Origin of the sequence: Companilactobacillus zhachilii, from assembly GCF_003606365.2 — a bacterium.
Taxonomy (GTDB): Bacteria; Bacillota; Bacilli; order Lactobacillales; family Lactobacillaceae; genus Companilactobacillus; species Companilactobacillus zhachilii.
In genome coordinates this window covers 86,156-110,217 of sequence record NZ_CP031933.2, presented here as the reverse complement: position 1 = coordinate 110,217, position 24,062 = coordinate 86,156, and the positions used below count along the sequence as shown (strand labels likewise).

21 protein-coding genes are annotated in these 24,062 nt (G+C 36.0%); 3 read left to right on the top strand and 18 right to left on the bottom strand.

The window, feature by feature from the left end:
* Positions 1-230: 230 nt before the first annotated feature.
* Positions 231-1,925: a phosphoenolpyruvate carboxykinase (ATP) gene (locus tag D1B17_RS00505; protein ID WP_120143922.1), complete on the top strand. Its 1,695-nt coding sequence runs from the start codon at positions 231-233 to the stop codon at positions 1,923-1,925.
* Between the two features lie 62 nt (positions 1,926-1,987).
* Here D1B17_RS00505 and D1B17_RS00500 read toward each other — a convergent pair whose 3' ends face one another.
* From D1B17_RS00500 to D1B17_RS00475, 6 genes are all read right to left on the bottom strand, one after another.
* A complete protein-coding gene (locus D1B17_RS00500; protein ID WP_120143925.1) occupies positions 1,988-2,752 on the bottom strand; it encodes a hypothetical protein in 765 nt (254 codons plus the stop codon).
* Between the two features lie 235 nt (positions 2,753-2,987).
* A complete protein-coding gene (locus D1B17_RS00495) occupies positions 2,988-3,740 on the bottom strand; it encodes an ABC transporter ATP-binding protein (protein ID WP_166806582.1) in 753 nt (250 codons plus the stop codon).
* 1 nt (position 3,741) lies between these two features.
* The gene (locus tag D1B17_RS00490) at positions 3,742-4,743 is read right to left on the bottom strand and encodes a taurine ABC transporter substrate-binding protein (RefSeq protein WP_120143930.1); all 1,002 of its coding nucleotides are present in this window, start codon (positions 4,741-4,743) and stop codon (positions 3,742-3,744) included.
* Positions 4,743-5,510 carry an ABC transporter permease gene (locus D1B17_RS00485; RefSeq protein WP_120143932.1) on the bottom strand — a complete coding sequence of 256 codons (768 nt, stop codon included), beginning with the start codon at positions 5,508-5,510 and terminating at the stop codon, positions 4,743-4,745. Before D1B17_RS00485 ends, D1B17_RS00490 begins: the two co-directional genes overlap by 1 nt.
* 19 nt (positions 5,511-5,529) lie before the next feature.
* Complete coding sequence (locus D1B17_RS00480) at positions 5,530-7,236, bottom strand: FAD-dependent oxidoreductase (protein WP_120143934.1); 1,707 nt, start codon at positions 7,234-7,236, stop codon at positions 5,530-5,532.
* 14 nt (positions 7,237-7,250) lie between these two features.
* Positions 7,251-8,519: a YeeE/YedE family protein gene (locus D1B17_RS00475; protein ID WP_120143937.1), complete on the bottom strand. Its 1,269-nt coding sequence runs from the start codon at positions 8,517-8,519 to the stop codon at positions 7,251-7,253.
* Between the two features lie 248 nt (positions 8,520-8,767).
* Between D1B17_RS00475 and D1B17_RS00470 the strand changes: the two genes are divergently transcribed.
* Positions 8,768-9,601 carry a LysR family transcriptional regulator gene (locus tag D1B17_RS00470; protein WP_120143940.1) on the top strand — a complete coding sequence of 278 codons (834 nt, stop codon included), beginning with the start codon at positions 8,768-8,770 and terminating at the stop codon, positions 9,599-9,601.
* 191 nt (positions 9,602-9,792) lie between these two features.
* On the opposite strand, the gene D1B17_RS00465 is transcribed toward D1B17_RS00470, so the two are convergent.
* The 12 genes from D1B17_RS00465 to D1B17_RS00410 form a co-directional block, all read right to left on the bottom strand.
* Positions 9,793-10,281, bottom strand: coding sequence for a prolyl-tRNA synthetase associated domain-containing protein (locus tag D1B17_RS00465; protein WP_120143942.1), 489 nt, complete (start codon positions 10,279-10,281; stop codon positions 9,793-9,795).
* Between the two features lie 93 nt (positions 10,282-10,374).
* Positions 10,375-10,827: a hypothetical protein gene (locus tag D1B17_RS00460; RefSeq protein ID WP_120143944.1), complete on the bottom strand. Its 453-nt coding sequence runs from the start codon at positions 10,825-10,827 to the stop codon at positions 10,375-10,377.
* A gap of 8 nt (positions 10,828-10,835) precedes the next feature.
* A complete protein-coding gene (locus D1B17_RS00455; protein ID WP_120143946.1) occupies positions 10,836-11,987 on the bottom strand; it encodes an ABC transporter permease in 1,152 nt (383 codons plus the stop codon).
* The gene (locus D1B17_RS00450; RefSeq protein ID WP_120143949.1) at positions 11,980-12,657 is read right to left on the bottom strand and encodes an ABC transporter ATP-binding protein; all 678 of its coding nucleotides are present in this window, start codon (positions 12,655-12,657) and stop codon (positions 11,980-11,982) included. Before D1B17_RS00450 ends, D1B17_RS00455 begins: the two co-directional genes overlap by 8 nt.
* Positions 12,658-12,669: 12 nt before the next feature.
* Entirely contained in the window at positions 12,670-13,581 is a 912-nt protein-coding gene (locus D1B17_RS00445) for an efflux RND transporter periplasmic adaptor subunit (RefSeq protein WP_120143952.1), read from the bottom strand.
* Between the two features lie 528 nt (positions 13,582-14,109).
* On the bottom strand, positions 14,110-15,510 hold the full coding sequence (nhaC, locus tag D1B17_RS00440) for a Na+/H+ antiporter NhaC (protein ID WP_120143954.1): 1,401 nt from the start codon (positions 15,508-15,510) through the stop codon (positions 14,110-14,112).
* Positions 15,511-16,222: 712 nt separating this feature from the next.
* Positions 16,223-16,876, bottom strand: a complete 654-nt coding sequence (locus D1B17_RS00435) for an amino acid ABC transporter permease (protein ID WP_120143957.1) — start codon at positions 16,874-16,876, stop codon at positions 16,223-16,225.
* A 12-nt stretch (positions 16,877-16,888) separates the two neighbouring features.
* On the bottom strand, positions 16,889-17,527 hold the full coding sequence (locus D1B17_RS00430; RefSeq protein WP_120143960.1) for an amino acid ABC transporter permease: 639 nt from the start codon (positions 17,525-17,527) through the stop codon (positions 16,889-16,891).
* Positions 17,524-18,351, bottom strand: a complete 828-nt coding sequence (locus tag D1B17_RS00425) for a glutamate ABC transporter substrate-binding protein (protein ID WP_120143962.1) — start codon at positions 18,349-18,351, stop codon at positions 17,524-17,526. Before D1B17_RS00425 ends, D1B17_RS00430 begins: the two co-directional genes overlap by 4 nt.
* A gap of 11 nt (positions 18,352-18,362) precedes the next feature.
* Positions 18,363-19,094, bottom strand: a complete 732-nt coding sequence (locus D1B17_RS00420; protein ID WP_166806691.1) for an amino acid ABC transporter ATP-binding protein — start codon at positions 19,092-19,094, stop codon at positions 18,363-18,365.
* A 414-nt stretch (positions 19,095-19,508) separates the two neighbouring features.
* Positions 19,509-21,299: an FtsX-like permease family protein gene (locus tag D1B17_RS00415; RefSeq protein WP_120143966.1), complete on the bottom strand. Its 1,791-nt coding sequence runs from the start codon at positions 21,297-21,299 to the stop codon at positions 19,509-19,511.
* Positions 21,300-21,314: 15 nt separating this feature from the next.
* Positions 21,315-22,067 carry an ABC transporter ATP-binding protein gene (locus D1B17_RS00410; RefSeq protein ID WP_120143969.1) on the bottom strand — a complete coding sequence of 251 codons (753 nt, stop codon included), beginning with the start codon at positions 22,065-22,067 and terminating at the stop codon, positions 21,315-21,317.
* A 531-nt stretch (positions 22,068-22,598) separates the two neighbouring features.
* On the opposite strand from D1B17_RS00410, the gene D1B17_RS00405 reads away from it, so the two are divergent.
* Positions 22,599-24,056, top strand: a complete 1,458-nt coding sequence (locus D1B17_RS00405; RefSeq protein ID WP_120143972.1) for an APC family permease — start codon at positions 22,599-22,601, stop codon at positions 24,054-24,056.
* Positions 24,057-24,062: the final 6 nt, after the last annotated feature.

The following is a 24,062-nucleotide window of genomic DNA, read 5'->3' as shown; positions in this document are numbered from 1 at the left end:
CATGTTCCGCATATTGAAGAGTAGCCTTAATGAAAATTACAATCAGTCTAATAAAATAATTTTTTTATTTAAAATATTTCAAATAACATTTACATAAATCGATAAATTCAATGTTAAAAGCACTTTAAATATTTCAAAGATTAAATTTTCTCTAATTTATCTCTATTCATTTACTGAAAAATACTATAAACTGTGTATTAATCTCATATTTGAAAGGGGAACTTTGACATATGTCTGATTCATTACAAGCTATCGAATCAAAAGCATTTTACATTAATCCTAATCGATCAGTTGCTGTGATTAATTATAATGAGGAATATATTCAAGATATTTTTCAACTAATCAACAGCAAAGGTTTTCACAATTTGGTTGACCTCTATCTTGAAGAAAGTCAACTTGCTGTAACTAATAAAGTTGAGGGCTTAGCCGCCGATACTTACATCAATATTTTGAAAGCTATCTTAATTGATGACAAACCTACATATGAAAAATACGGTAACGAACAGATTCTCAAGAGCATTGAAGATTTCTATTCTTACTATCGTTCATATTTTAGAGTTTCTCTCATTAATAAACATAATAGTGCCATCGTTAAAGGTAACTTTATGACGATTGATAATCGTTTTAACGAAGTCGTCATTAACCTTTATCGGGCTATCGAAGAAAAGCTTCAAGGCTTTCCTAATCGAACTTACCGTCAAATCAATGCTGGGACTAATGCCTGTGTTTTAACGCAATCAATCAAATGGAACATGCCCAAGAAATATCAAGCTTTGGAAAGTATTCGTTTCTTAGATACGATCATGCTACGCCCACCGATGATGATGCACACTAAGAGTAACAAGCGCGAAGGTGTCTTCAGTGCCGTAGAAAACAATCCTATCGAAAAATTTGATGGCGACCAAAAAGACTGGTACTGCTTCCCTGCTAAAATTGGTGAAAGTTTAGCTTTTATCTATTTCCATCGCGATTACTTTGTCAGTGGTATCGCTCTAGCCAACTTATTTGAAGTTGCTGACGAAGCTAGTATCGCTGGTCAAAAGCCTGACGAAATAATCCTCTTCGGTCTCAAAGAAACTGAGGGTGGCGTGAGCCATTATTATCACGATGAAGAAAACGATATTTGGGTCGGTGAAGTCCCTTATAACGATAAGACAACATACTTCGGTTATATGAAGAAAATGTGTCTAACAGTTCATAATTTACACATGATTTATGAAAACCATCTACCAATTCACGGTTCAATGGTTAAAATTAGTTTTTCTAACGGTAAAACTAAATCAGTTGTCTTCTTTGGAGACTCAGGTGCCGGCAAGTCTGAATCTATCGAAGCATTGCAAGAAATTGCGGATGACAAAATTATCAATATTGAAACTATCTTCGATGACATGGGTAGCTTTGCTTTCGATGATGAAGGTAATGTCTATGCCCAAGGTACTGAAACCGGTGCGTTTGTTCGTTTGGACGACTTGAGTAGTTCTGTCGCCTTTAACAACATGGACCGTGGTATTTACTTGAATCCAGAGCTGAAGAATGCTCGAGTTATCTTGCCTGCCAATACTTACAAAAACGTCGTTGAACATCATTCAATCGACATGTGGGTATATGCTAATAATTACGATGCTGAAATTGGTTTGCATCAATTCCCAGATGAAGACCAAGCTAAGGCAACTTTCATTGCTGGTAAACGAAAAGCCTTAGGTACAACTGATGAAGTCGGTATGAGTACAACTTTCTTTGCTAATCCATTTGGACCAGTACAAGAAGAAGCCAAGACTCGCCCAATTATTGATAAAGTATTCAACAAACTCTATCAAGATAACGTTTATGTCGGTGAAATTTATACTCATTTAGGCTATGACAAATCTAAGGACAGCTTGCATGAATCGGCTAAAGAGCTACTTTCAGAATTAATGAATAACTAGAAAAAATATATTTTTTCTTTTAACCTCAAAAGAGCAGCAATCCAAAATTCGGATTGCTGCTCTTATTTTTTATTATATTTCTGATTTATTAATACAGTTAATCTTTGTAATTGCCTGGCACGTTGATTATTTGTTATTTTTCTCATTTTAGGATTGTTCAGTTGATATTTTGCTGACTTAGAATCTTTGACCCAAAAGTCATAACGGGGACTGTCAACAGCATAGGAATTATTGATTGTAAAGCCACTTTCTTTCAGAGCGGCGTTATAAGCACTCGGCTCATCTAGGTGATTAGGGACCAATCCGGTAATAATTTTTGATCCAATCACTGGCAATGGAAACTCATCATTTTTAATTAACATTTCATGGTTAGGATCTTTGCTTTTGCCAATATTTTTGGCATACCAACAATCATAGGAGACGAGTCCACCATCTAATGCTAAATAAATACTTTTACCACGCAGAGAATCATCCCCGCTAATGACACGGTCAACATAAACGGTTGCTTTAGTATAGGACATCCCTTCTGGACTATGCATTTTCTGCAAATTAATGACCGTACCTTGAATAACCGTCTGACTGTGATTTTGTAATTGTTCCAATGAGGTACTAGCAACCATAGACTTGTTAGTAAATTCATCGCTATGAATCACTTCAGCCTTAGCAGTACTTCTTTGCCAGATTTTTCGATTTTTACGAATTAATTTAGAGGATTGTTCTAGTTTGATATGCCGGACATCGTTACTGCTCAGTGCATTAACACTATACGCCGACAGTGGCAAAACGAAGATCAATAGTGCCACGATAATCATGAGTGTCTTTTTCATCGCAATTCTCCCCGAGGACATTATCGCACGTTCGGAGTTGGGATTGTACCGCGATTATTTTATATAATTTAAATATTTTATTGTGTTTCAAAATAATTAAATTGTAACTCTTAATATTCTAGTCATCGTTGATTTAAAAGTAACAAAATTTGTACTAAAACAATCAGTCTACTCGACCATATATCTAAAAACTTTTTATAGGGCCAGAGCGTCATTTAGACTTTGATTTTTTAACTCACTGATTAATAATCTTGAGAATATCTTTTCGAAAACCATCAATTTTTCTTTCTAACTCAAAATCACTTATTTCTTCTAAGTCTGTATCCTGAAACGGATTGTCCATTATTTTAACTATTCTTTTGTCATGACTGTTCATAATAGCAATTCTATTACCACAACGAATCGCTTCATTTAAATCATGAGTTATCATGAAAATACTTGTTTTCTCTTTTCGCCAAATATCTAAAATTAATCCTTGCATCTTAGCTCTAGTAAATGCATCTAAAGCACCAAAAGGTTCATCCATTAATAATAACGGTGAATTATTAGCCAAAACTCTAGCTATTGCAACCCGCTGTCTCATACCACCTGACAACTCAAAAGTCTTGGTCTGACTTTGATCACTCAATCCAATCAAATCCAACAAATATCTAACCCTTGAATCTATCTTCTTTTGAGGAAACTTACGTACTTTTAGTCCGAATCCAACATTATCTTTTACTGTCAACCATGGATATAAAGAAGAATTTTGAAAAACTACTCCCCGTTGCCAATCTGGCCCTGTTATTGTTTCTCCGTTCATCTTTAAGACACCATCAGAAGAAATAAAGCCGGCTATCGCTTGCAAAATTGTACTCTTACCACATCCTGAAGGTCCCACTAAAACAAATATTTCATTTTTAGCAACGTTAAAACTAGTATTAACAATCACTGGCACATCAGAATTGGGATATTTAATTGACAAATTATCAGCTTGAATTAATTCCATTTTAAATTCCTCCATGATGAACAAACGCTTTAAACTGTTTCAATGTCGGTGCATAACTAATTGTTTGTTGACTTTGCATAAACTCACCTGCACGCTGCATTTCCACCATGAATTGTCCGAGTTTGTCTTGATTTCCCAAATAGTTTCTAGAGTATTCCGCACTTAATGACGGCCATGTCGTTCCTTTCATCTGTTTGTCAGCATCACTGATACTAATTCCAGTTTGCTTAGCGGCTGCTTTAACGGCGGTAGAATAGCTTGTTTGGCGTAATTTATGAGATTTATTCAAAACCTCAACAAACTTCTTCACATCCCCCGGATTACTCTTCAAAAAGGCTTTACTCACTAAAGTTATATTTGCCGTTGAATATCCAGCTTTAGACAAATCTGAACTGTCTGTCAAAACTCGCCCGTCGCTTTGTAATTGTGATAATGTCGGTTGCCAAGTATAAGCAGCATCAATATTACCGCGTTTCCAAGCTGCAACGATATTTTGTGTATCCATATCGAGCAATTTAACTTTGTTTTCTAACCCTGCCCGTTTTAAAGTAATCATCAAACTATAATGAGAAGTTGATGCAAACGGTGTTGCTATCTTTTTGCCTCTAAGATCAGAGATACGTTTAATTCCGGAATCTCTCTTCACAATCAAACACTCATTGGAACCACACATTTCATTGATCCATAACAACTTCACGGGAATGCCTGCTGTCAATGCCACGATTCCATTAGTATCTCCCATCGTGGCAAAATCAACCCCACCCGACATCAGTGCCTTATTAGCATCAACACCAGAATCAAATGTTATAAAACTAACTTTTTTATCTGGAAAAGCACTTCGAAAATAACCTTTATTTCGAGCCACGGCAACATCATTTGGTGTATTTAGAATCCCAATTCGTATTTCATTAGACTTTATTTTATTTCTGGGTGAACAGCCACTCAATCCAACAACGACCACCATCACACATACAATTAACAGTACTTTAAGTAGTCTTTTCATCAGTTTTTACCCTTCCAAAAAATCCACTTTTTCTCCAATAATTGTAAAAGCCAGTCAATTAATAAACCTAATCCTCCCAGAATAAAAATGCCCATAAACATAACACTACTCTTCAGGTATTTAGATGCATCAATAACCATCCAGCCAATTCCGGATGTCGACGCCACCATCTCCGCAGCAACCAATGTTGAAAAGGAGACTCCCATAGCCGTTCTAATTCCAGTAAAAATATCAGGCAAAGCTCCTGGAAAAATGACCCATCTAAAAACCGACCATTTATCAGCTCCAAGCGATTTGGCACTTAAAATATAGTCTTTATTTAAATGCCTAACCCCTTCAACACAGGCAATGTATATAGGAGCAAATGCTGCTAAATAAAGCAATATTACTTTAGAACCTTCACCGATACCTAGCCACAAAATCAAAATGGTGTAGTAGGCCAATGGTGGGATAGGACGATAAAATTGAATAACGGAATCGACAACAGCATGGATTACTTCAGACATCCCCGAAGCCAAACCTAAAGGTACAGCAGTAACAATTGCCAAAATCAAGGCTGAGAATAGGCGAAATAAGGTAATCCCCAGATGTTGCCAAAAAGAAATATTGTTGTAACCATGAACTAAAATACTAGTAAATGTAAACCAAACGTCTTGTGGTGATGGAAACAAAATAGGTGAAACTAATTTCAAATTAGTTACCAAAAACCAAATTGCTAATAAGATAATCCAAACACTAGTAGTTATTAGTAATGATTTTTTCTTCATCTCATCACCCCTTTACCTACTACAATAAATCAAAACGATAGTTTGTCACAATTGGTTTACGATCTGTTGTTTGATCTTTAAAATACTCATACTCGCAAATTTCCAAATATGAACCTGAAATATTAATGACATTCTTATAACCACGGTTATTTAAAGCACGAACCATATTATAACTGCGTTGGCCAGATAAACAGTGTACGTATACTGGTCGATCCATTGGAATTTCATCTAAACGTTGACGGAATTGGCTAAGTGGAATATTAACTGAAGTTGTAAGATGTCCTTCTTCATATTCTTTTGGTTCTCTGGCATCAATAATAAATGCGCCACCCTCAACAAGTTTACGTACATCGCTAACTTGGACCTGTTGATATTCACCATTCAAAATATTCTCTGCAACTAATGCCGCCATATTTACAGCATTCTTAGCCGTACTGAACCAAGGTGAGTAACAAACTTCCAAATGTGTCAAATCGGAAATATGACCATGCATGGAAATCATCGTTGCAACGATATCAATTTGTTTATCAACATCTGACTTACCTAATGCTTGAGCACCTAGAACTTCACCACTTGGGTAACCAAAAATCAATTTTAAGTATAACGGCGTTGCATCTGGCATCAAACCTACTTGATTCTTTGGAATAACGGTAGCTGTACGATAATCTATGCCATCCTTTTGACATTCACTTTCAGTTAATCCTGTTGAAGCAACGTTTATATCAAAAATATGGATAGCTTGAGAACCAATAACACCTCTATTTTCAACTGTACGACCGTAAATATGGTCAACAGCATCTCTTGCTTCCATTTGAGCTGGGAAAGCTAAGGCCAAACGGGTCTTTTTACGAGTAATCATATGTGTAACTTCAATGGCATCTCCGACAGCATAAATATCTGGAATTGATGTCTGATAATGTTGATCAACTGCAATTCCACCGGTTAACCCTAACTTACAACCGATTTTACTTGCTAACGTCGTATCTGGTTTAACACCAATAGCTACAATTACTGCTTGAGCCTTTATTTCTCGACCTGAACCTAATTTCACATTACTATCCGTAATTTCAGCCAAACCATCATCTAAGACAACATTAACTCCATGATCATAAAGTTCTTTATGAACTAATTCAGCAAAATCATCATCAATGGTTCCCATAACATGACTAGAAGCTTCAATTAAGGAAACTTTTTTATCAGTTTGTGCCAAATTTTCACAGACCTCTAAACCGATGAATCCTCCACCAATAATAGCTACATCAGTTACATTATTAACTTCCAAGTATGTTTGAATTTTCTTGATATCAACAACATTGCGGACTGTAAAAACGTTGTCGTTATCAATTCCTTTAATACAACTTGGTAAAATCGGATTAGCTCCTGGTGACAAAATTAATTCGTCATATGGGACCTGTTTTATCTCACCCGTTTGTGTATTTTTAACTTCAACTTCTTTTTTATCTGAATCTACATCAACAACTTCAGAATTTACTTCAGCATCAATCGCATATTGATGTTTAAATTGCGTAGGGTTCATTAAAACGATACTATCTGCATCGGGAATCAATCCACTTAAATGATATGGCAATGAACAGTTAGAAAAAGAAACATCAGGTCCCTTTTCAAACATTGTAATATCTGCAAATTCATCTAATCGACGTGCACGTGCCGCTGCTGATGCTCCACCAGCAACTCCACCAACAACAACAATTTTTTTATTATCCATTGTAAAATTCCTCCCTAATATCCATAAGCTATTTTAGATAATTTATTACCGAAAATACCACCCAAAACTAAGGCAGCCAAGAAAATCCAACCAGAAACTGAGAATTGGGCAATTGGAGTATATAAAGCACCAACGTTGCATCCATTTGATAATCTAGTTCCAAAGCCCATTGTAAAGCCACCTAAGGCAAACAATGATGCACTCTTCATATTCAAGGTTGAAACAGAATGCATTGTTTCTTTAAATAGGCCTGCAGTTAAAATAAAAATAATTGCTCCTAAAAAGATACCTAAATTTTGAACCGTCACACCATTTGCTAGAAGTGGGCCTGAGAACACCTCGGCCGGTTGATGAGTAAAATTCGAAAGTGAAGAAGCTGATACACCAAAAATGTTTAATGTCTTACCAAACCAAAAACCATATGGTGTGGAAGCTCCCCAACCTGACTTTGTTAATCCCATCATTAGTACAAAAATAAGTGTCATACCAACGGCGCCTTGCTTCAGAGTCCAAGGTTTAATGAACAATGCATCATAAGTAGATTTACTATTCATAGTAAAATGTGTAACATCAGCAGGTTTAGGATTATCCTGTACCTTTTCTGATGGAACACCGACGTATGTTTCTGACTGACGGCGCTTTTTTTCATAACGATATGAAAGATATACTACGATACCAGCTAATAGAGCTGTCAAAATAACTGATCCAAGGTAACCGTCTAAGCCATCCCATTTGAATAAATCAGGCATATAGACACCCTGAGCAAATTTAGTACCTGTTTTAGAAGTCGCGATTGAACCTTTTATCCATGATTGTGTTGCCTGAAGAGGAAATCCCAAGAAAACACCTAAACAGAAAAAGATAAGTGTCATACCAGCCCTTGGCAAATCAGTTGCCAAGTCAGTCATCACACCAGTAGCACAACACGATGAAAAAGCCATACCGAATCCAAACAATAATCCACCTAGAATCAAACCGATATTGATTGGATTAATTGATAAATCAAATGACGTCAAATTCTTAGAGAACATTAAGAACGTAACATTAGCAACAGCAGTTATTAAGAACATAAACATCATTGTTCTCATTAATTTTGTTGAACCTGTTTTATAGGCACGGTTTACACTGCCTGCAAATCCCGTATAAGATCTAGATAATATATAACCCAAGGCTAATCCCATAAGCAGCCTCAAATAATGCATACTTGATGGTAATACAAATGGAGCACCAACAACTAAAATCAAAAGCAAAATAAATCCAATAATTCTGTCCCAATTTTTCATTTGATTCGCCTCCTTAACATATTTACAGTGTAAATTTAGCATAAATTATATTAATATGTAATTATTAGTGAAGTTATTTTCTTGTCATATATTTGTGAAAAAAGTTATTTATTGTAAATTTAATTCCATTACATATGAATAAATGGCTCTAGCATAATATATTATCAAAATAACTTTATCACAAAGTTTTCTCGTTATTATATTTATAAATGAGTTCATAAATATTATTTATAAAGGAGGCCTTAGCTATGTTTAAAGACATAACTATTTTTCAAAAGGTCTATGAAAGTCGTAGTATTACAAAGGCTGCCAAAGAACTGTATGTAACGCAACCCAGTGTATCTATCCAAATAAAAAAACTCGAAGATGAACTGGGAGTTCAATTATTTAAACGTAATGGAAACAAATCATTGGTTCCCACAGAAAATGCTAACCGCTTTTATCGTGATTCCCAAATCATCCTAAATAACTGGGAAAATTCTTTAAATCATTTAGTTAAAAAGCACCGCAGTAATCGGATAAAATGCGTTATTGGAGCTTCTCCTACAACTGCCAACCATGTTGTACCTCCACTAATGCAAAGTCTTGGAAAATACTTCAATCGGTTTGATTTCGAATTGGTTACTGGTGATTCTGAAAGAATTTTGGAGGAAATAATCAAACACGAAATAGACTTCGGTATTGTTGAAAAGCCTATTGTAACTAATGATGTTGAACAAGTATCGTTTGCTTCTGATGAAATGGTGTTGGCCGGTGATATTGATAGCCCCGAATGGATCATTGGTAAACCAGGTTCAACACAGCGTGAATATACCGAAAAATATTTTAACAAGCACCATATTCGTCCAACAAGAATCATTAAGGTTTATGATAACAACCTAATTATCAAACTAGTCTCTCGAAGAATTGGAAAAGCGGTAGTCTCAAAACGTTCTATAAAGGGCACTTTATTACCTTACGAGCAATTATCAGATGATTTTTGTAATCAATTTTATTTAATACATCCTAAAGTTGCTGGCTCAACAGAAACACAAAAACTAATTGCTTGGATAACCACGTTATTACCGCAATTACGATTTTGAAAAAACACTTACAGCATAATAAAATAGCCGTCATAAAAAGTAGTCCAATCCTACTTTTTATGACGGCTATTTTTCCTTTTATATAAAGAATCAAACTATTCCAAATAAAAAGGTGAAAGAAACTAGAGTTTAAGTCAGCCTTAGAAATACCATATCATTATTCATACAACGTTATTTAAGCTTTCACTTTTTTATAATGCAATCACCTGATAATCAACCCCCAGATCATTCATAAACTTAACCAAATCATCCATCTTAACAAAAAGTGTCTTCGTATTATCATTAGGATGAAAAGTCAAAGGCACATCTCCCACAATCTCTTTTTCAAAATAAACTTGAACATCTTTTTCCTTATTATTCAGCAAACCAAAGATCGAGACGAATCCTGGTTTCAAACCTAACTTTTCCATCAATAACTCTTCTGCGGCAAACTTAACGTGTTTCTCACCCACTATTTCCGCAAAATGTTTCATATCTAGTCGTTTATCATCATCCATGAACACTAAATAAAAAGCATTTTTCTTCCTGTTAGTTAAAAACAATGACTTCGTTCTAATACCAGCTTTTCCTTTAATGTATTCATCAGCTTTATCAGTCGTATACACTGCCGGGTGTTCAACCATATCATAGGAAATATTCAACTTTTCTAATTCAGCTATAACTTGTTCATATGGACTCATTGTTTTCCCCCATTGAATCTAGATTTAGTTACATTTTAGCATTAAAAAAGCTACCCTCATCTAATTCGATGGGAGTAGCTTTTCATTTACAATTTAGAATAATGTCAAAATGAACCAAATGGCTGTTAAGACGCTCACTTTAATCTTGTCTGATTGTGAAACTTCTAAAAACTTCCAATTTAAACCAGCTAAAGTACCAAAACCAATAATTCCCGCAATAGCATTAGCCCAAATGTTTGTTTTACCAGCAATCAAATACGTGATTACAACTAACCCAGCTTGAATAGTCAAACCAATGGCTAAATTAATTAGTAATTTAGTTTTATAATTGTCGTTATTACGTAACAACAAATTAAATAATCCATAAATAATTGCAACACCCACGACGGCACCTAATACATAGCTAAGTAATTTTAGCCATTTACCCATTTGTGGCATGCCTGCAATATTAGGATCAGAAACAATTGTTTTAATAATTATCATTAAAATACTGATCAAGGCAGTTCCCAAAACAGACAGTCTATCTAATTTATATAAATTTTTCATATTTTCCCCTACTCTTCTTTCAATAATCCAACTAATTCGGAGTTTGCAGCTTTATTTGATGGAATAAATCCAAATATCAAACCAACTGCGGTCGAAACTGATAGCGAAAGGATTATTGCGTACGCCGTTATAACGGCCTTAAATGGTAAGAATGCATTGATAATTGAAACGAAGATATATCCAAAGATAATACCAATTAGTCCCCCAATAACGCAGAGAACAACACTTTCAATCAAAAATTGATTTCTTATATCACTAGCTGTAGCACCGAATGCTCGACGGATACCAATTTCTTTACGACGTTCGGAAACGGTGATGTACATAACGTTCATAACGCCGATACCTGCAATCAATAATGAGATTCCAGCAATAAAGGCAATAAAGTATGTAATATCATTCAAAATTCTTGTAAATTGTTTGCTTACAGCATCAGGGTTAGAAACTGAATAACGTCCAGTATTCTTTTGTTCGCCCATCTTCTTCATTTGCTTAACGGCTGTCTTACCAATTTGTTTCTTATTAGCATCAGCTTGAACATAGAGTTTAGCTTGATCTTTAGAAATTTGACTAGCAAATAAATTTTTGAAAGTTTGCTTAGATACATAGGCGTCTGGACGATAATCCATCCCACCAATATGATAAATTCCTTGGACTTCAAACACGGTCCCATCAATGGAGATCAAACGATTAATGGCGTTTTCTTTGAAGAGTTTATGTGCTAAATCTTCAGAAATATAAACACCATTTGAAGCACCGGTCATGGTAAAGTAGGTACCTTTGACCAATTTCAAATGCTTAGGCTGTTTGTTCAACCCAATTGAAACATTTTTCGTCTTATATTGAGCCTTAGCACCGGCTTCAACAATACTACTAGTTAATTTAACATGATCAACACCTGGCACCTTGCTCAAAACAGAGGCATCCATCGGTGTAAAACCACCGTCAGTATTATAATCTGAGGTTGGTTGCCACTGTAAAATCACTTTGTTACGAGTATTGTGATTTCCCATACCTTTCGTAACAGTATGCGTAAAGCCATCCCCAATGGCTAAAATACAAATAACACTAGCGATACCAATAATAATACCGAGCATAGTTAAGAAATTACGATTCTTATTTTTACCAATTGATTTAAGAGCAATCATAATTTTATCAGTCATGATTTTTCACACTCTTTTCGTCATTATATAGTCGACCATCACGAATATAAACGGTTCTCATAGCATATTCAGCCACTTCGCTATCATGCGTAACCATAATAATCGTAGTGCCGACTTGGTTTAATTTCGTGAAAATTTCCATAATCTCTTTACCAGTTTTAGAATCCAACGCCCCGGTTGGTTCATCAGCGATAATCAACTTAGGACGGTTCACAATTGCTCGAGCAATCGCAACACGTTGTTGTTGACCACCAGATAACTCGGAGGGACGGTTCTTTTCTTTCCCAGTCAAGCCAACCTTTTTTATGACATCTTCAACCATTTCATGTTTCTTATTTTGTTTTTTCTTACTATAAACGAGCGGGATTTCAATATTTTCATAAACATTATAAGTTGTTAGTAATTTGAAATTTTGAAAAACGAATCCTAGTTGATCGCCACGAATTTGTGACAATTCATTGTCATTAACATCTTTATAATTTTTATCTTCAAGCAAATATTCACCAGTATAGCTTTGATCCAGTAACCCTAAAACATTGATCAAAGTTGATTTACCTGATCCAGAAGGTCCCATGACAGCCAAAAACTCACCATCAGCTACTTCTAAATTGATATTCTCTAAAGCAGTGAATTTGCCATAAGTTTTACCTACATTAGTAACTTTAAGCATCATTTCACCGCCTTATTTTAAGACTAGCTTGTCGCCAGCCTTAAGCCCATCGATCACGTAATAATCTTGATCTTTTTTCGTCATTGTTACGTGTTTCTTATGCTTCTTGTCATTCTTCAAGAGATAGACAGTATTCTTACTCCAGACTGCTTTAGATGGAATCTTATAACCATCTGATTCAGTTTTGATTTGAACATGCATACCGTATGGGAGCTTGTCATCAGTAGCAACACGGAAATGATAGTAAGAAACATTTCGTGTACTGTATGGAATAACATCCTTTTGTTCATAGTTACCAGAAACCTTAGTACCATCGTTTTTAATAACTGTAACGTTGGCACCAAGTTTGATTTTATCAAGACTGTATTCATTAACGTTTCCTTGAATTACAGGGGCACCATAAATGAAACTTCTGCCTGCATCGTCTTTGTAATAAGTACCACTAATTGGAGCCAAAACTGTTCTACTTTGAGCCTTATTAATTTTATTGATCTTAGCTTGTGCTTCAGCTAAAACTTCTTGATTTTTACTTAACTCAATCTTGTCAGCTGTTGTTTGGTCAGTTGAATTATATGCTTGGATAGCAAGTTGGGCTTGTTGAATCTCAGCGTTAGCACTAGCTAGATCACTACTCATATCACGATAAAAGCTGAATAGAACCTCACCTTTAGTTACTTTTTGACCATTAATAACATGAGTTGAAGTCAAAGTTTCATCCTCAGATTTTGGTTGGTCACTGACCGCCTGCTTATCTGTCTCTTGGACAATACCGTTGAAATAATTAGTATTATCACGTTGAACAGTATAAGTTTTATAATCTGTTTTATTATTATCATTCTTAAAACCGTTTCCTAAAACTAAAAAAAGAATAACGGCAATTAGGACAACATTAATACCCCAAATAGCAATCTTAATTTTCTTCATAAATAATCTCCCTAAATTCGCTTATCTTAAATAGCATAACAGTCTTAAATTAGACAAAATTTGGCTTACTGTCAATGCTTGCTAATAAAAATTTAGAACAGTTTTATCCTATAATTTACGAATATTTTGATGAAAAATAAATGATACCAATGTAGTTAGCGGTTACAGTGATTATAAAAAAAATTATTACTTAGATGCCGCCTCCGGAGATGGGGACCGAAGGTACCTGCTGTGCGGACCGACTCGAGCCAAGGTCTCGAGTCTCGGTTTGAAGCCTTGCAAGTTCGGCAAGTCTCCAAACACGCCCGGTGGTGTAAGGGATAAATCCCTAACGCCACTCTCACTGCTGGTACCTTCGGTCCCCATCTCCTCCAGCTAGTTAATTTATCTATTATTATCTATTTTTTTAAAACAAATCTTTTCTTCAAACATCCAAATACATATAAAAATGACCTTGAGTAATTGGATGAATTTTCCAACAACTCAAGGTCATCAATTTTTATCTATCATAAAAGTTTTAATATCTCTTTAAGCTGTAGCTACTTTTTCATTCTTCGTCTGACGTTTCAATCCAATCCCCGTAAATCCACTAATAATAGAAAGAACTGGTGACAAGAGACTGAAGAAGCAGAATGGTAAGAAGGTTAAGGTTGGTACTCCTAAGGTATTAGCTGCAAAAGCTCCAGCTACTCCCCATGGAATCAAGTAGTTAATAACGGTCCCACCGTCTTCTAGGACACGGCTCAAGGCTAAGTTGTCCAAGCCTCGTTCATTAAATGTTTCTTTAAATGCTTTTCCTGGCAAAATTACTGATAAGTATTGCTCACCGACGAAGATGTTAACGCCAATTCCAGAAAGAATTGTTGCTGTAACGACTGAACCTGGTGTCTTTAATTTCTTAGCTAATGGTGTCATAGCTGTTTGAATGACGTCAAACTTCATTAATAAGCCACCTAATGACAGTGTTAAGAAGATTAATGAGACAGTACCCATCATCGATGTAATTCCTCCACGCGTCAATAAGGCATCAACATTGGCATTGCCTGTTTTTGAAACAAAGCCATTTTCGATAAAACCAGCAATATCTTTAACTGGGGTATTTGGTTTTTCAATAAAAATCATTCCTACGGTGACTGTAATATTTAAAATCAACGTTGCAATAGCAGGAACTTTCATAATTGAACAAGCAAACAATAATGCAATTGGTAAAATGGACCACCATGTAATAACAAAATGTGTATTTAAAACATTCAACGTTGTATCAATTTTACTCAAGCTAGCACCGGAACCGGCGTTGCCTAAAATAGCGTAAAGAACTAATGAAATTAAAAAGGCTGGAATCGTTGTCCACATCAAGTTTTTAATGTGATCAAACAAATCATCTTCGGCAATTGCGGCAGCCAAGTTAGTTGAATCTGAAAGTGGTGAAGTTTTATCACCAAAAATGGCACCTGAGATAATCGCACCGGCAACTAAAGCTGGATTCATGCCTAACGTTTGCCCCATTCCGAATAAAGCGATACCGATAGTTGAAACAATGGTAAAGGCACTACCGATTGAAGTACCAATCAGAGCACAAACCAAGAAAACTGATGGTACGAACCATTGAGCTGAAATCATGTGGAAACCGGCAACCATCATTGATGGAATAATTCCGGCCGCAATCCACGTACCGATCAAAGCACCAATTAAAATAAAAATGAAAATTGGGATAATTCCGTTTTTAACACCGTCATTAATACCATCAAAAATTTCATCCCAACTACTACCTCGAACCTTAGCCCATAAAATCAATAGGCCGATAACTACTAAAACTGGCGTTTGAGGCGATAAACCAAACTTAATAACTCCAAATCCTAAAACAATCAACATAATTACCAAAATTGTGACTGCTTCTCTAAAACTTACATCTTTTTTACTCTTATTCATTTCGTTTCCTCCAATTTGTTATATCGATTGCAAGAAAAACTAATATCGAGGATTCCCACCACATGTACTAATAATCATTTTCCGTACCCCTTGTATAAAAAAAGTCCCTGCTGCAAATATGCAACAGGGACGATTTACCGTGGTACCACCCAGCTTGAGAATAGTTAAATAAACTATTACTCCACTCTTGAGAATAACGGCTCTCTTTTTCCGCTTGGCAAAACCAAGTCATGCCTGGTATTTCATAACTGCACCCTGACCGGTTCGCATCAACCACCGGCTTTCTTACACCCAGATACATTACTAATTGTTTCAGACACTTATATTTGTTTATTTGATTGACATCAACAATAACAGGCTAATTTTAATCTGTCAACATTTTAATTTATATCTTGCCGCCTTCGGGAGCGGAAAAATCAGGCTGCTGTGGGAACCGGTCGGAGCCAAGGTCTCCAACCTCGGTTTTGAACTTCGCACAGTACGCGAATTTCAAAACTCGTTCCGTGGTGTAAGGGCTAAAGCCCTAACGCCACCTTCACTGCTGCCAGATTTTCCCGCTCCCGAAGGCTAGTACATCTGTTGATTTCATACTAAACTTAATTCAAATAATTCTTTCAAAAAATAACGGTATGAGTTATTAATTCACACCGTTATAACGTTTCAATTTCAACTTTTTATAACTAACAAAATTTATTCTCATCCATTAATGGTCCTATGCCATTCGACGATCGATGAATTTTGAAAGTAATGACAATGCATAACAAACGACGAAATACATAATTGCCATTGCGACGAATACTGGAATTATGTAGTTGGGATCTTGTCCGTAAACTACTTGGCCGTGTTGCATTAATTCTGGTACCACGATAATTGTTGCCAATGATGTATCCTTGATCAATGAGATAAATTGACTAACTAGGGCTGGGATCATCTTTTTATATGCTTGTGGTAAAACGATATGCCACATTGCTTGAGACATCTTCATCCCCATCGCTCTTGAGGCTTCCATTTGTCCGATATCAACTGCCATGATTCCTGAACGGATTATTTCCGCAATCATCATTGACTCGAAGACGGTCATTGCTAGAATTGCCGCTGGTATTGTATCTGGCTTGAATCCAAAGGCTGGTAAGCCAAAATATACGAAGAAAATAATCAGCAACAATGGTAAGTTACGGATAACATCAATAATAAAGCCGACAATTTTTGATAAATAAGGAACTTTCGCATAACGAATAATTCCTAAGACTGATCCAATAATGAAACTTAAAATCACCGATATAACGGAGATCAATATTGTGATCCACAAGCCTTGGAGAAGGAATCTGATATTGATCCACGAATAAGCGTCAATCCAATTTTGCATAATTTACTCCTCCTAAGCTAGTTTTCTTTCTAGATGTTGCATGTAATAACTAATTGGTAAGGTAATAATCAAATAGAAAATACCGACAATGATGTAAGTATTAACTGTTTCAAAGGTTTGTGATGCAATCGCATTTCCTTGGTACATCAAATCAAATCCAGCTACAAAGGCTAGAACTGATGAATTTTTAACCAAGTTAACGAATTGGTTTCCTAGTGGTGGAATAACGTATTTAAAGGCCTGTGGTAAAACGATATAACGCATTGCTTGCCAAAAAGTCATACCTTGTCCACGGGAAGCCTCCATTTGACCAATATCAACAGAGTTGATACCAGCACGGACGGTTTCAGCAATAAAGGCTGATGTATAAATCGTTAAACCAATCGTCCCCGCAGTGAAACCATTGATTTTAACGACATAAAGTGGAATTACTAAGTAAAAGAACATTGTAATAACTAGCAATGGAATATTACGGAAAACTTCAACGTAAACATTACCAACTATTCGTAAAAATTTATTAGGTACTACTTCCAAAATGGCAAATAGCGAGCCGATGATCAAACTAAAGAATAGTGCTAGAACACTTGATAACAATGTCCAACCAAAACCACTGATAAAGGCACTCCAGTTATTTGTTAATAGATTAATCATTTGCGTAGCACCTCCTTGTAATTAAATCCGGGCACATTACCAAACCATTTAACAATCAATTTATTATATGTCCCGTCAGCCACAACGTCGTCTAAAGCCTTATTAACAGCCACTCTGAAGTCTTTTTGACCCTTGTTAATACCAATACCATAAGGTTCTGTCGTAAAGGCTTTCCCTTGTAACTTGTAGCCTGGATTATTAACGGCCATACCAGCTAAAATGACGTTATCAGTTGTCAACGCATCTCCTTGGCCTGACTTCAAAGCTGTTAAAGCTTGAGCATAATCTGGTAATTGTAGAACTTGAGCTTTTGGTGCAAATTTTTTAACATTTTGTACTGAGTTGGAACCAACAACACCAATAATTGTGCGATTGTTTAAATCTTCAACTTTTTTAATCGGCGAATTATTCTTGACCAAAATTGATTGTCCGGCGTCAAAATATGAGTTTGAGAAATCAATTGTTTTTTTACGCTCCGGCGTTATGGTCATTGTAGCGATGATGGCATCAATATTACCATTCTTCAATAAAGGGATACGTGACTGTGAGGTAACGGTCACGAATTTTGCTTTGGCATCTTTACCGTACATTTTTTTAGTAATGGCTTTAGCCAAATCAATTTCAAATCCCTTTTCTTGTCCGTCTTTAACATCTACCAAACCAAGCAGCTTAGTATCAGCTTTGACACCCCAAGTAACTGTTTTCGACTTCTTGTCATTTTCATAAACATTTTGTGACGACAGTGATTGGGATCCACAAGCAGTCAATGTTAAGACTAGAAGAAAAGAAGTGATAATTACTGCTAAATATTTCAAGCGTTTCATACTCTTATCCCCTAGTGTTTAATAATCTTGCTTAGGAACTGTCTAGCACGTTCATTAGTTGGATGATTGAAGAACTTGTCTTTGTCATCATCCTCTAAGATTTCTCCGTCAGCCATAAAAATAACTCGGTTGGCTACTTCTTGAGCAAAGCCCATTTCGTGCGTAACAATCAAAGAAGTCATATCACTTTGACTTGTAACGTATTTGATAACACGCAAAACATCGTCGATCATTTCAGGATCCAAAGCACTTGTGGGTTCGTCAAATAACATGCAACGAGGCTTCATAGCTAAAGATCTAGCAATTGCCACACGTTGTTTTTGACCACCGGAAATTTGTGAAGGCATATTATGAGCTTTATCAGCTAAGCCAACTTGATCAAGCAACGCCATAGATCGTTTTTTATTTTCCTCTTCATCCATTTTTAAGACGATACGAGGTGCCAGCATAATATTTTCTAAAACATCTTTATTCGCATATAAGTTAAAGTGTTGGAAAACCATTCCAACGTCACGTCTGATACGGTTGATATCAGTTGATTTACCAACAATATCATGACCATTAACAATTAATTGTCCACTTTGAATTGTTTCTAGACCATTAACTGTTCTGGCCAAAGTACTCTTACCTGATCCAGAAGGTCCAATCAAGACAACCGTCTCACCTTTATCAATTTCCAAATTAATATCTTTCAAAGCATGGAAATCTCCGTAATACTTTTGAACATCGCGGAATTCAATCATTGATGACATAGTTAAATACTCCCTTCATACTCTTATTCAATACACCTACGGCATATATATCATTTTTATATTAAGAAAATTTTAATGTTTAAAATGAAGTTTGGCAACAAAAAACATTTTGTGAAATTATTGTTCGTCTTTTTGCCGGTTGGCCATACTCCCAGAAAAACTATAACACCAATGTTATAGGGATTATAATTGAAACACTTTTGCGTTCAAAAAAATTTTTACGAACAAACAAAAAATCCACATATTAGAATATATGTGAACCTTTTTAATTCTTTCGAAAAATTGTTGAGGATTTCGAAATATATTAGCTTAATTATTAAGGGGAAGTGCTTCTCGTCTCCGAGAAGCTGCGCACAAAAGGTCAATACCCGCTGTGCGCAGTTCCTCGGAAAGGAACTGCTGAAACTATTTAAGAACAATCTTCTTATAGAGATATCTAGTCAAGAAATAGTAGCCAAGATAGAGCACGATGAAGATAGCAAATGGGATTTCAATATGTGCATATGGTTTATAAAGAATACTACTGAACATCTGTAAACCAAGTAAAACATGGATCACACCTAAAATTGCAGGCACTGAGAAGAGAACAGCAATTTCTTTATTGATAGTTGAACGGAGCACTTTTTGACGTGTACCAATCTTATAAAGCATGTTATAACGCTTAACATCACCGTTAGCACCTGAGAGAATCTTGAACATGAGACAACTTGCTAACATTGCTAAGAAAGCAATCCCTAGGAAGAAGCCCATAAATTCTAGTCCCGAGAAGAAACCGTTGATTAAGTTATAGGCACTAAATTTATCACCACCAGCTGTTTTCAACACTGGATAACGCTTAACTTCAGCCTTGGAGATAGCTTTAATACCGGCTAAATTGTCTTTAAAGGAATTAGTTTTCACTAAAACGGTCGTTGTTTCTTTAGCGTTCATAGCGTTATAATCTGCATCACTAACAAACTTAGCCTCTTTGGCTCGCTCATTTGGTAAGCGAGTATTCATCAACTCATATTGGGCGTTGCTATTCTTACTAGGATCAGTTGTTTTGCCAGTTTTTGAAACCATTGTTTTTGTATTGATTTGTGAATAACCTACTGGTTGTTCTTTGAATTCACTGGCACGATAATAAACTGCCTTACCATCTGACTTGAACTTATAAACGTTCTTGGTTTTAATATTTAAACTCTTCAAACGTTTTTGTTGTGCGGCGTCAGGATTAGTTAGTTGCACATCGTAATAATTTTGACCATTGACTACATTGTCAATTTGGTTATTGAAACCAAGTCCAACTGTAATAGCACCAAGTGCTAACGCAAACATCATGGAAACCATTGATAAAATCTTTGTGTAATCATTAATTCTAAAACTCAATTGCGAAAGGGTAAAATTGTTCAATCCTTTTTGAGAATACTTAGTATTACGTTTTAGCATTGAAATAATTGTCGTTACAAACGAATTAATTGTGAAATACGTTCCACCTACGATCGTAACCAAAGCCAACGGAACACCTAGCATGATAAATGCTGGATTTGTACCCATGTACCACATTGCAAAATAGCCAATGACTAGTAGGACAATTCCTAAAACAGCTTGAACTGTTTTCAAAGCGCCGTTACGTTTAATTTTTACTGGTTGGCTGTCACGGTTCAATAACGTTAAAACCTTGCTACGACGCAATGAAATTGAATTTCTAATTGCTGAAAACATGAAGATAACGATGAAGAAAACAAAGGTCCAAAGTAAAGCTGGTAAATAAAAACTGTTGAAATGCTTAACTTGCATATCCAAAGCGCTAATGATCCACTTACTTACAAAACCTGTAGCGACGATACCAATTGCTGAACCAATTAGGGTAGAAATAGCACCGATAGCAAATGTTTCGACAAAAATCATGCGCGATATTTTACTACTTTTGGCTCCCAGCATCATGAACATCCCGTATTCCTTTTGACGCATACTCAACAGGAAGGAGTTGGCATAATTCACGTAAACAATCGTGATAATTGCTAATAAAACAATCCCAAAACCGAAAATAAAACTCGTGGCTGCGGCTGGAGAATTAGAACTTAAAAATGTTTGGTTAGTTGCCAGTGACATGAACATATAAAATATTGCTGAAGCAATCATCAAACCTGAAAATAACACGCTATAATCACGCATACGATGTTTAATGCCACTTAAGGCTAATTTGTTTAACATACCGTTCTCTCCCTCCTATTCAGCAAATGTTCCTAATGAATCTAGAATCTCTTGATAGTATTCTGCACGACTAGCGTCTTCTTTCTTCAACTCTTGACCAATCTCACCATCTTTGATGAAAAGAATTCGGTCACAGAAACTAGCTGAGAATGGATCGTGCGTTACAAGTAAAATTGAAACATTATCTTCACGATTAATTTTTGTCAAAGTATCCATCAAAGCACGAGCACTCTTGGAATCCAAGGCACCAGTTGGCTCATCACCGAAGACAATTGATGGTTCATGTACTAACGCTCGGGCAGCAGCAACACGTTGCTTTTGACCACCTGACAATTCAGTTGGATAATGGTTCAAAATTTCTGTTAAGCCAAGTTTTTCAGCAATACTCATAACCGCTGGCTTGATTGATTTAGTTGGTTTATTTTGCAAAGCTAATGGCAAAGCAATATTTTCATAAGCAGTTAGATTTTCCAATAAGTTGAAGTCTTGAAAAATGAAACCAATTTTATTGGCACGGAAATCGGCCATTTGATTGTTTTTTAATTTAGTAATATCTTGGCCAGCAATTTCAACACGACCACTAGTTGGTGTATCCAATGTAGATAAGATATTCAAAAGCGTTGTTTTACCTGAACCTGAAGCACCCATAATTCCTACGAATTCGCCGGGTTTAACTTCAAAATTTACATCAGACAAAGCTTTGAATTGCTTTTCGCCAGCCTTACCATAAATTTTTTCAATATTTTGTACATCGACGATTTTTTGCATTTGTACTTCCCTCCATTTGATATATCTATCATAACTGCTAACCCATTTTGGGTCGTTCGATTCTCCTTACATTTCCTTACACTTTTGTAAGCCGGCCTTACGGGCCGTCTCCAGAGTGGAGAAACATTCACTGGCTATGTTTTTTTCTATTACTCGCAACAATAGCTCCTAAAACTGCTTTTAAATAAAATTAATATTCCTATACTTATCAATCATTAATTTTCCTAGTTAAAATAACTTCCAAAACAAACCAATACCCTAGCCTGTGGGTGCGAGAAATTGAGTCTGCTGTGAAGGTGGCGTTATGGCTTTAGCCATTACACCACGGGACGAGTTTTGAAATTCGAGCGGTCTTCTCGAAGTTCAAAATCGAGACGAAAGACCTTGGCTTTCGTCGGTCCCCACAGCAGAACTCAATTTCTCGCACCCACAGGCGGCACCCACCCAACTACTTTTTAATATTGAGATATAATGTTTGAGGACTATTCGCAAAGATGTCCGAAAATAAAAAATACTAAGGGTGTATTTCCGATGGGGAAAAATTTGCCAGATATGGACGCTAACTCTAAAAAGTCGTTTATTAGTTGGCCTGTCGTTGCTTTAATGGACTTCGTAACCGTTATTGGCTTCGATGATATTGTTTATAATTTCCATAACCAAGGTTTGGGAATTGTTTTTACTTGGATCGTTATGCTATTTGTATTCGTTGTACCTTATGAAATGATGGTTGGTCATCTAGGTTCAACTTTCAATGAAGAAGGTGGTGGCGTTACTTCTTGGGTACGTGCCACTGGTGGTAATGTCTGGGGCTATATTTGTGCCTGGACTGTTTGGGTTTCTAGTTTGCCTTATATTGTCGATGTTGCGAACTCAACTTTGATTTCATTTGGTTGGTTGATTAACGGTAACAGTTCAATGTCAGACAAAATGAGTAATTCTATGTTTGCACTACTTACAGCTGTCATTTTTACTATCTTTATTTTTATTCAACATTATTTACGTAATTCATTACAGATTTTAAGTATTCTCGGTGGTGGTGCGATGTTCATCATCACAATTTTGTATGTTGTTATGACTTTTGTTTACTTAGGCAAAGGTAACATGCCACATACTCAACCATTTACAGTTAAATCTTTTATTCCTAAGTTTGATATGCATTATCTTTCTACTTTCGGACTTGTCATCTTTGCGATGAACGGTTCAGAATTTGCGGCACCATATGTTACTGAGATGAAAAATGGAAAACGTGATTTTCCTAAAGCCATGTGGATGCTAGCTATTATGACTGGTTTCTTAACTGTCTTGGGATCATTTGCCTTAGGTGTCTTCTTCAATGCTCACCATTTGCCAAATGACTTGAAGATGAATGGTTCTTACTATGCTTTCCAATACATGGGACAAGAATTCGGCATGGGTCGTTTCTTCCTATACTTATTTGCTCTAACGCAAGCTCTCTACATGATGGCGCAATTGGCTGTCCTTTTGGACGCTGGGACGAGAATGTTCCTTTCTGATACTGCTAAAGAGTACTTACCAAAAGGCCTCACCAAAACTGATAAACGTGGCTTGCCAATCAATGGTTACTGGCTAACGACTGGTATTTGTACAGTTATCATGATTATGAGTGCTACTTTGCCAAATATGAACTCTATCTTTAATCAATTGTTGAACTTGAACGGAATCGTTTCGCCATATACAACTTGTTTCTTGTTCAGTTCCTTTATTCTTGTGCGTTTGCATGAAGATAGATTCCAATCTGATTTCGTCTATATTAAAAATAAATACTTCGCTATTCTAGTTGGTATTTGGTGCTTTGCTATTACTTTCGGAGCTGCCACATTAGGTATCTTCCCAACTGATGAGACACCTGGTACGGCTGCTTGGACACACGTTTTAACTTTGAATATTTTGGAACCACTTTTGATGATTTTAATTGGTATCATCTTGCCAGTGATTGCTCGTATTCAACGTTCACACGAAAAGGCTTAACCATAT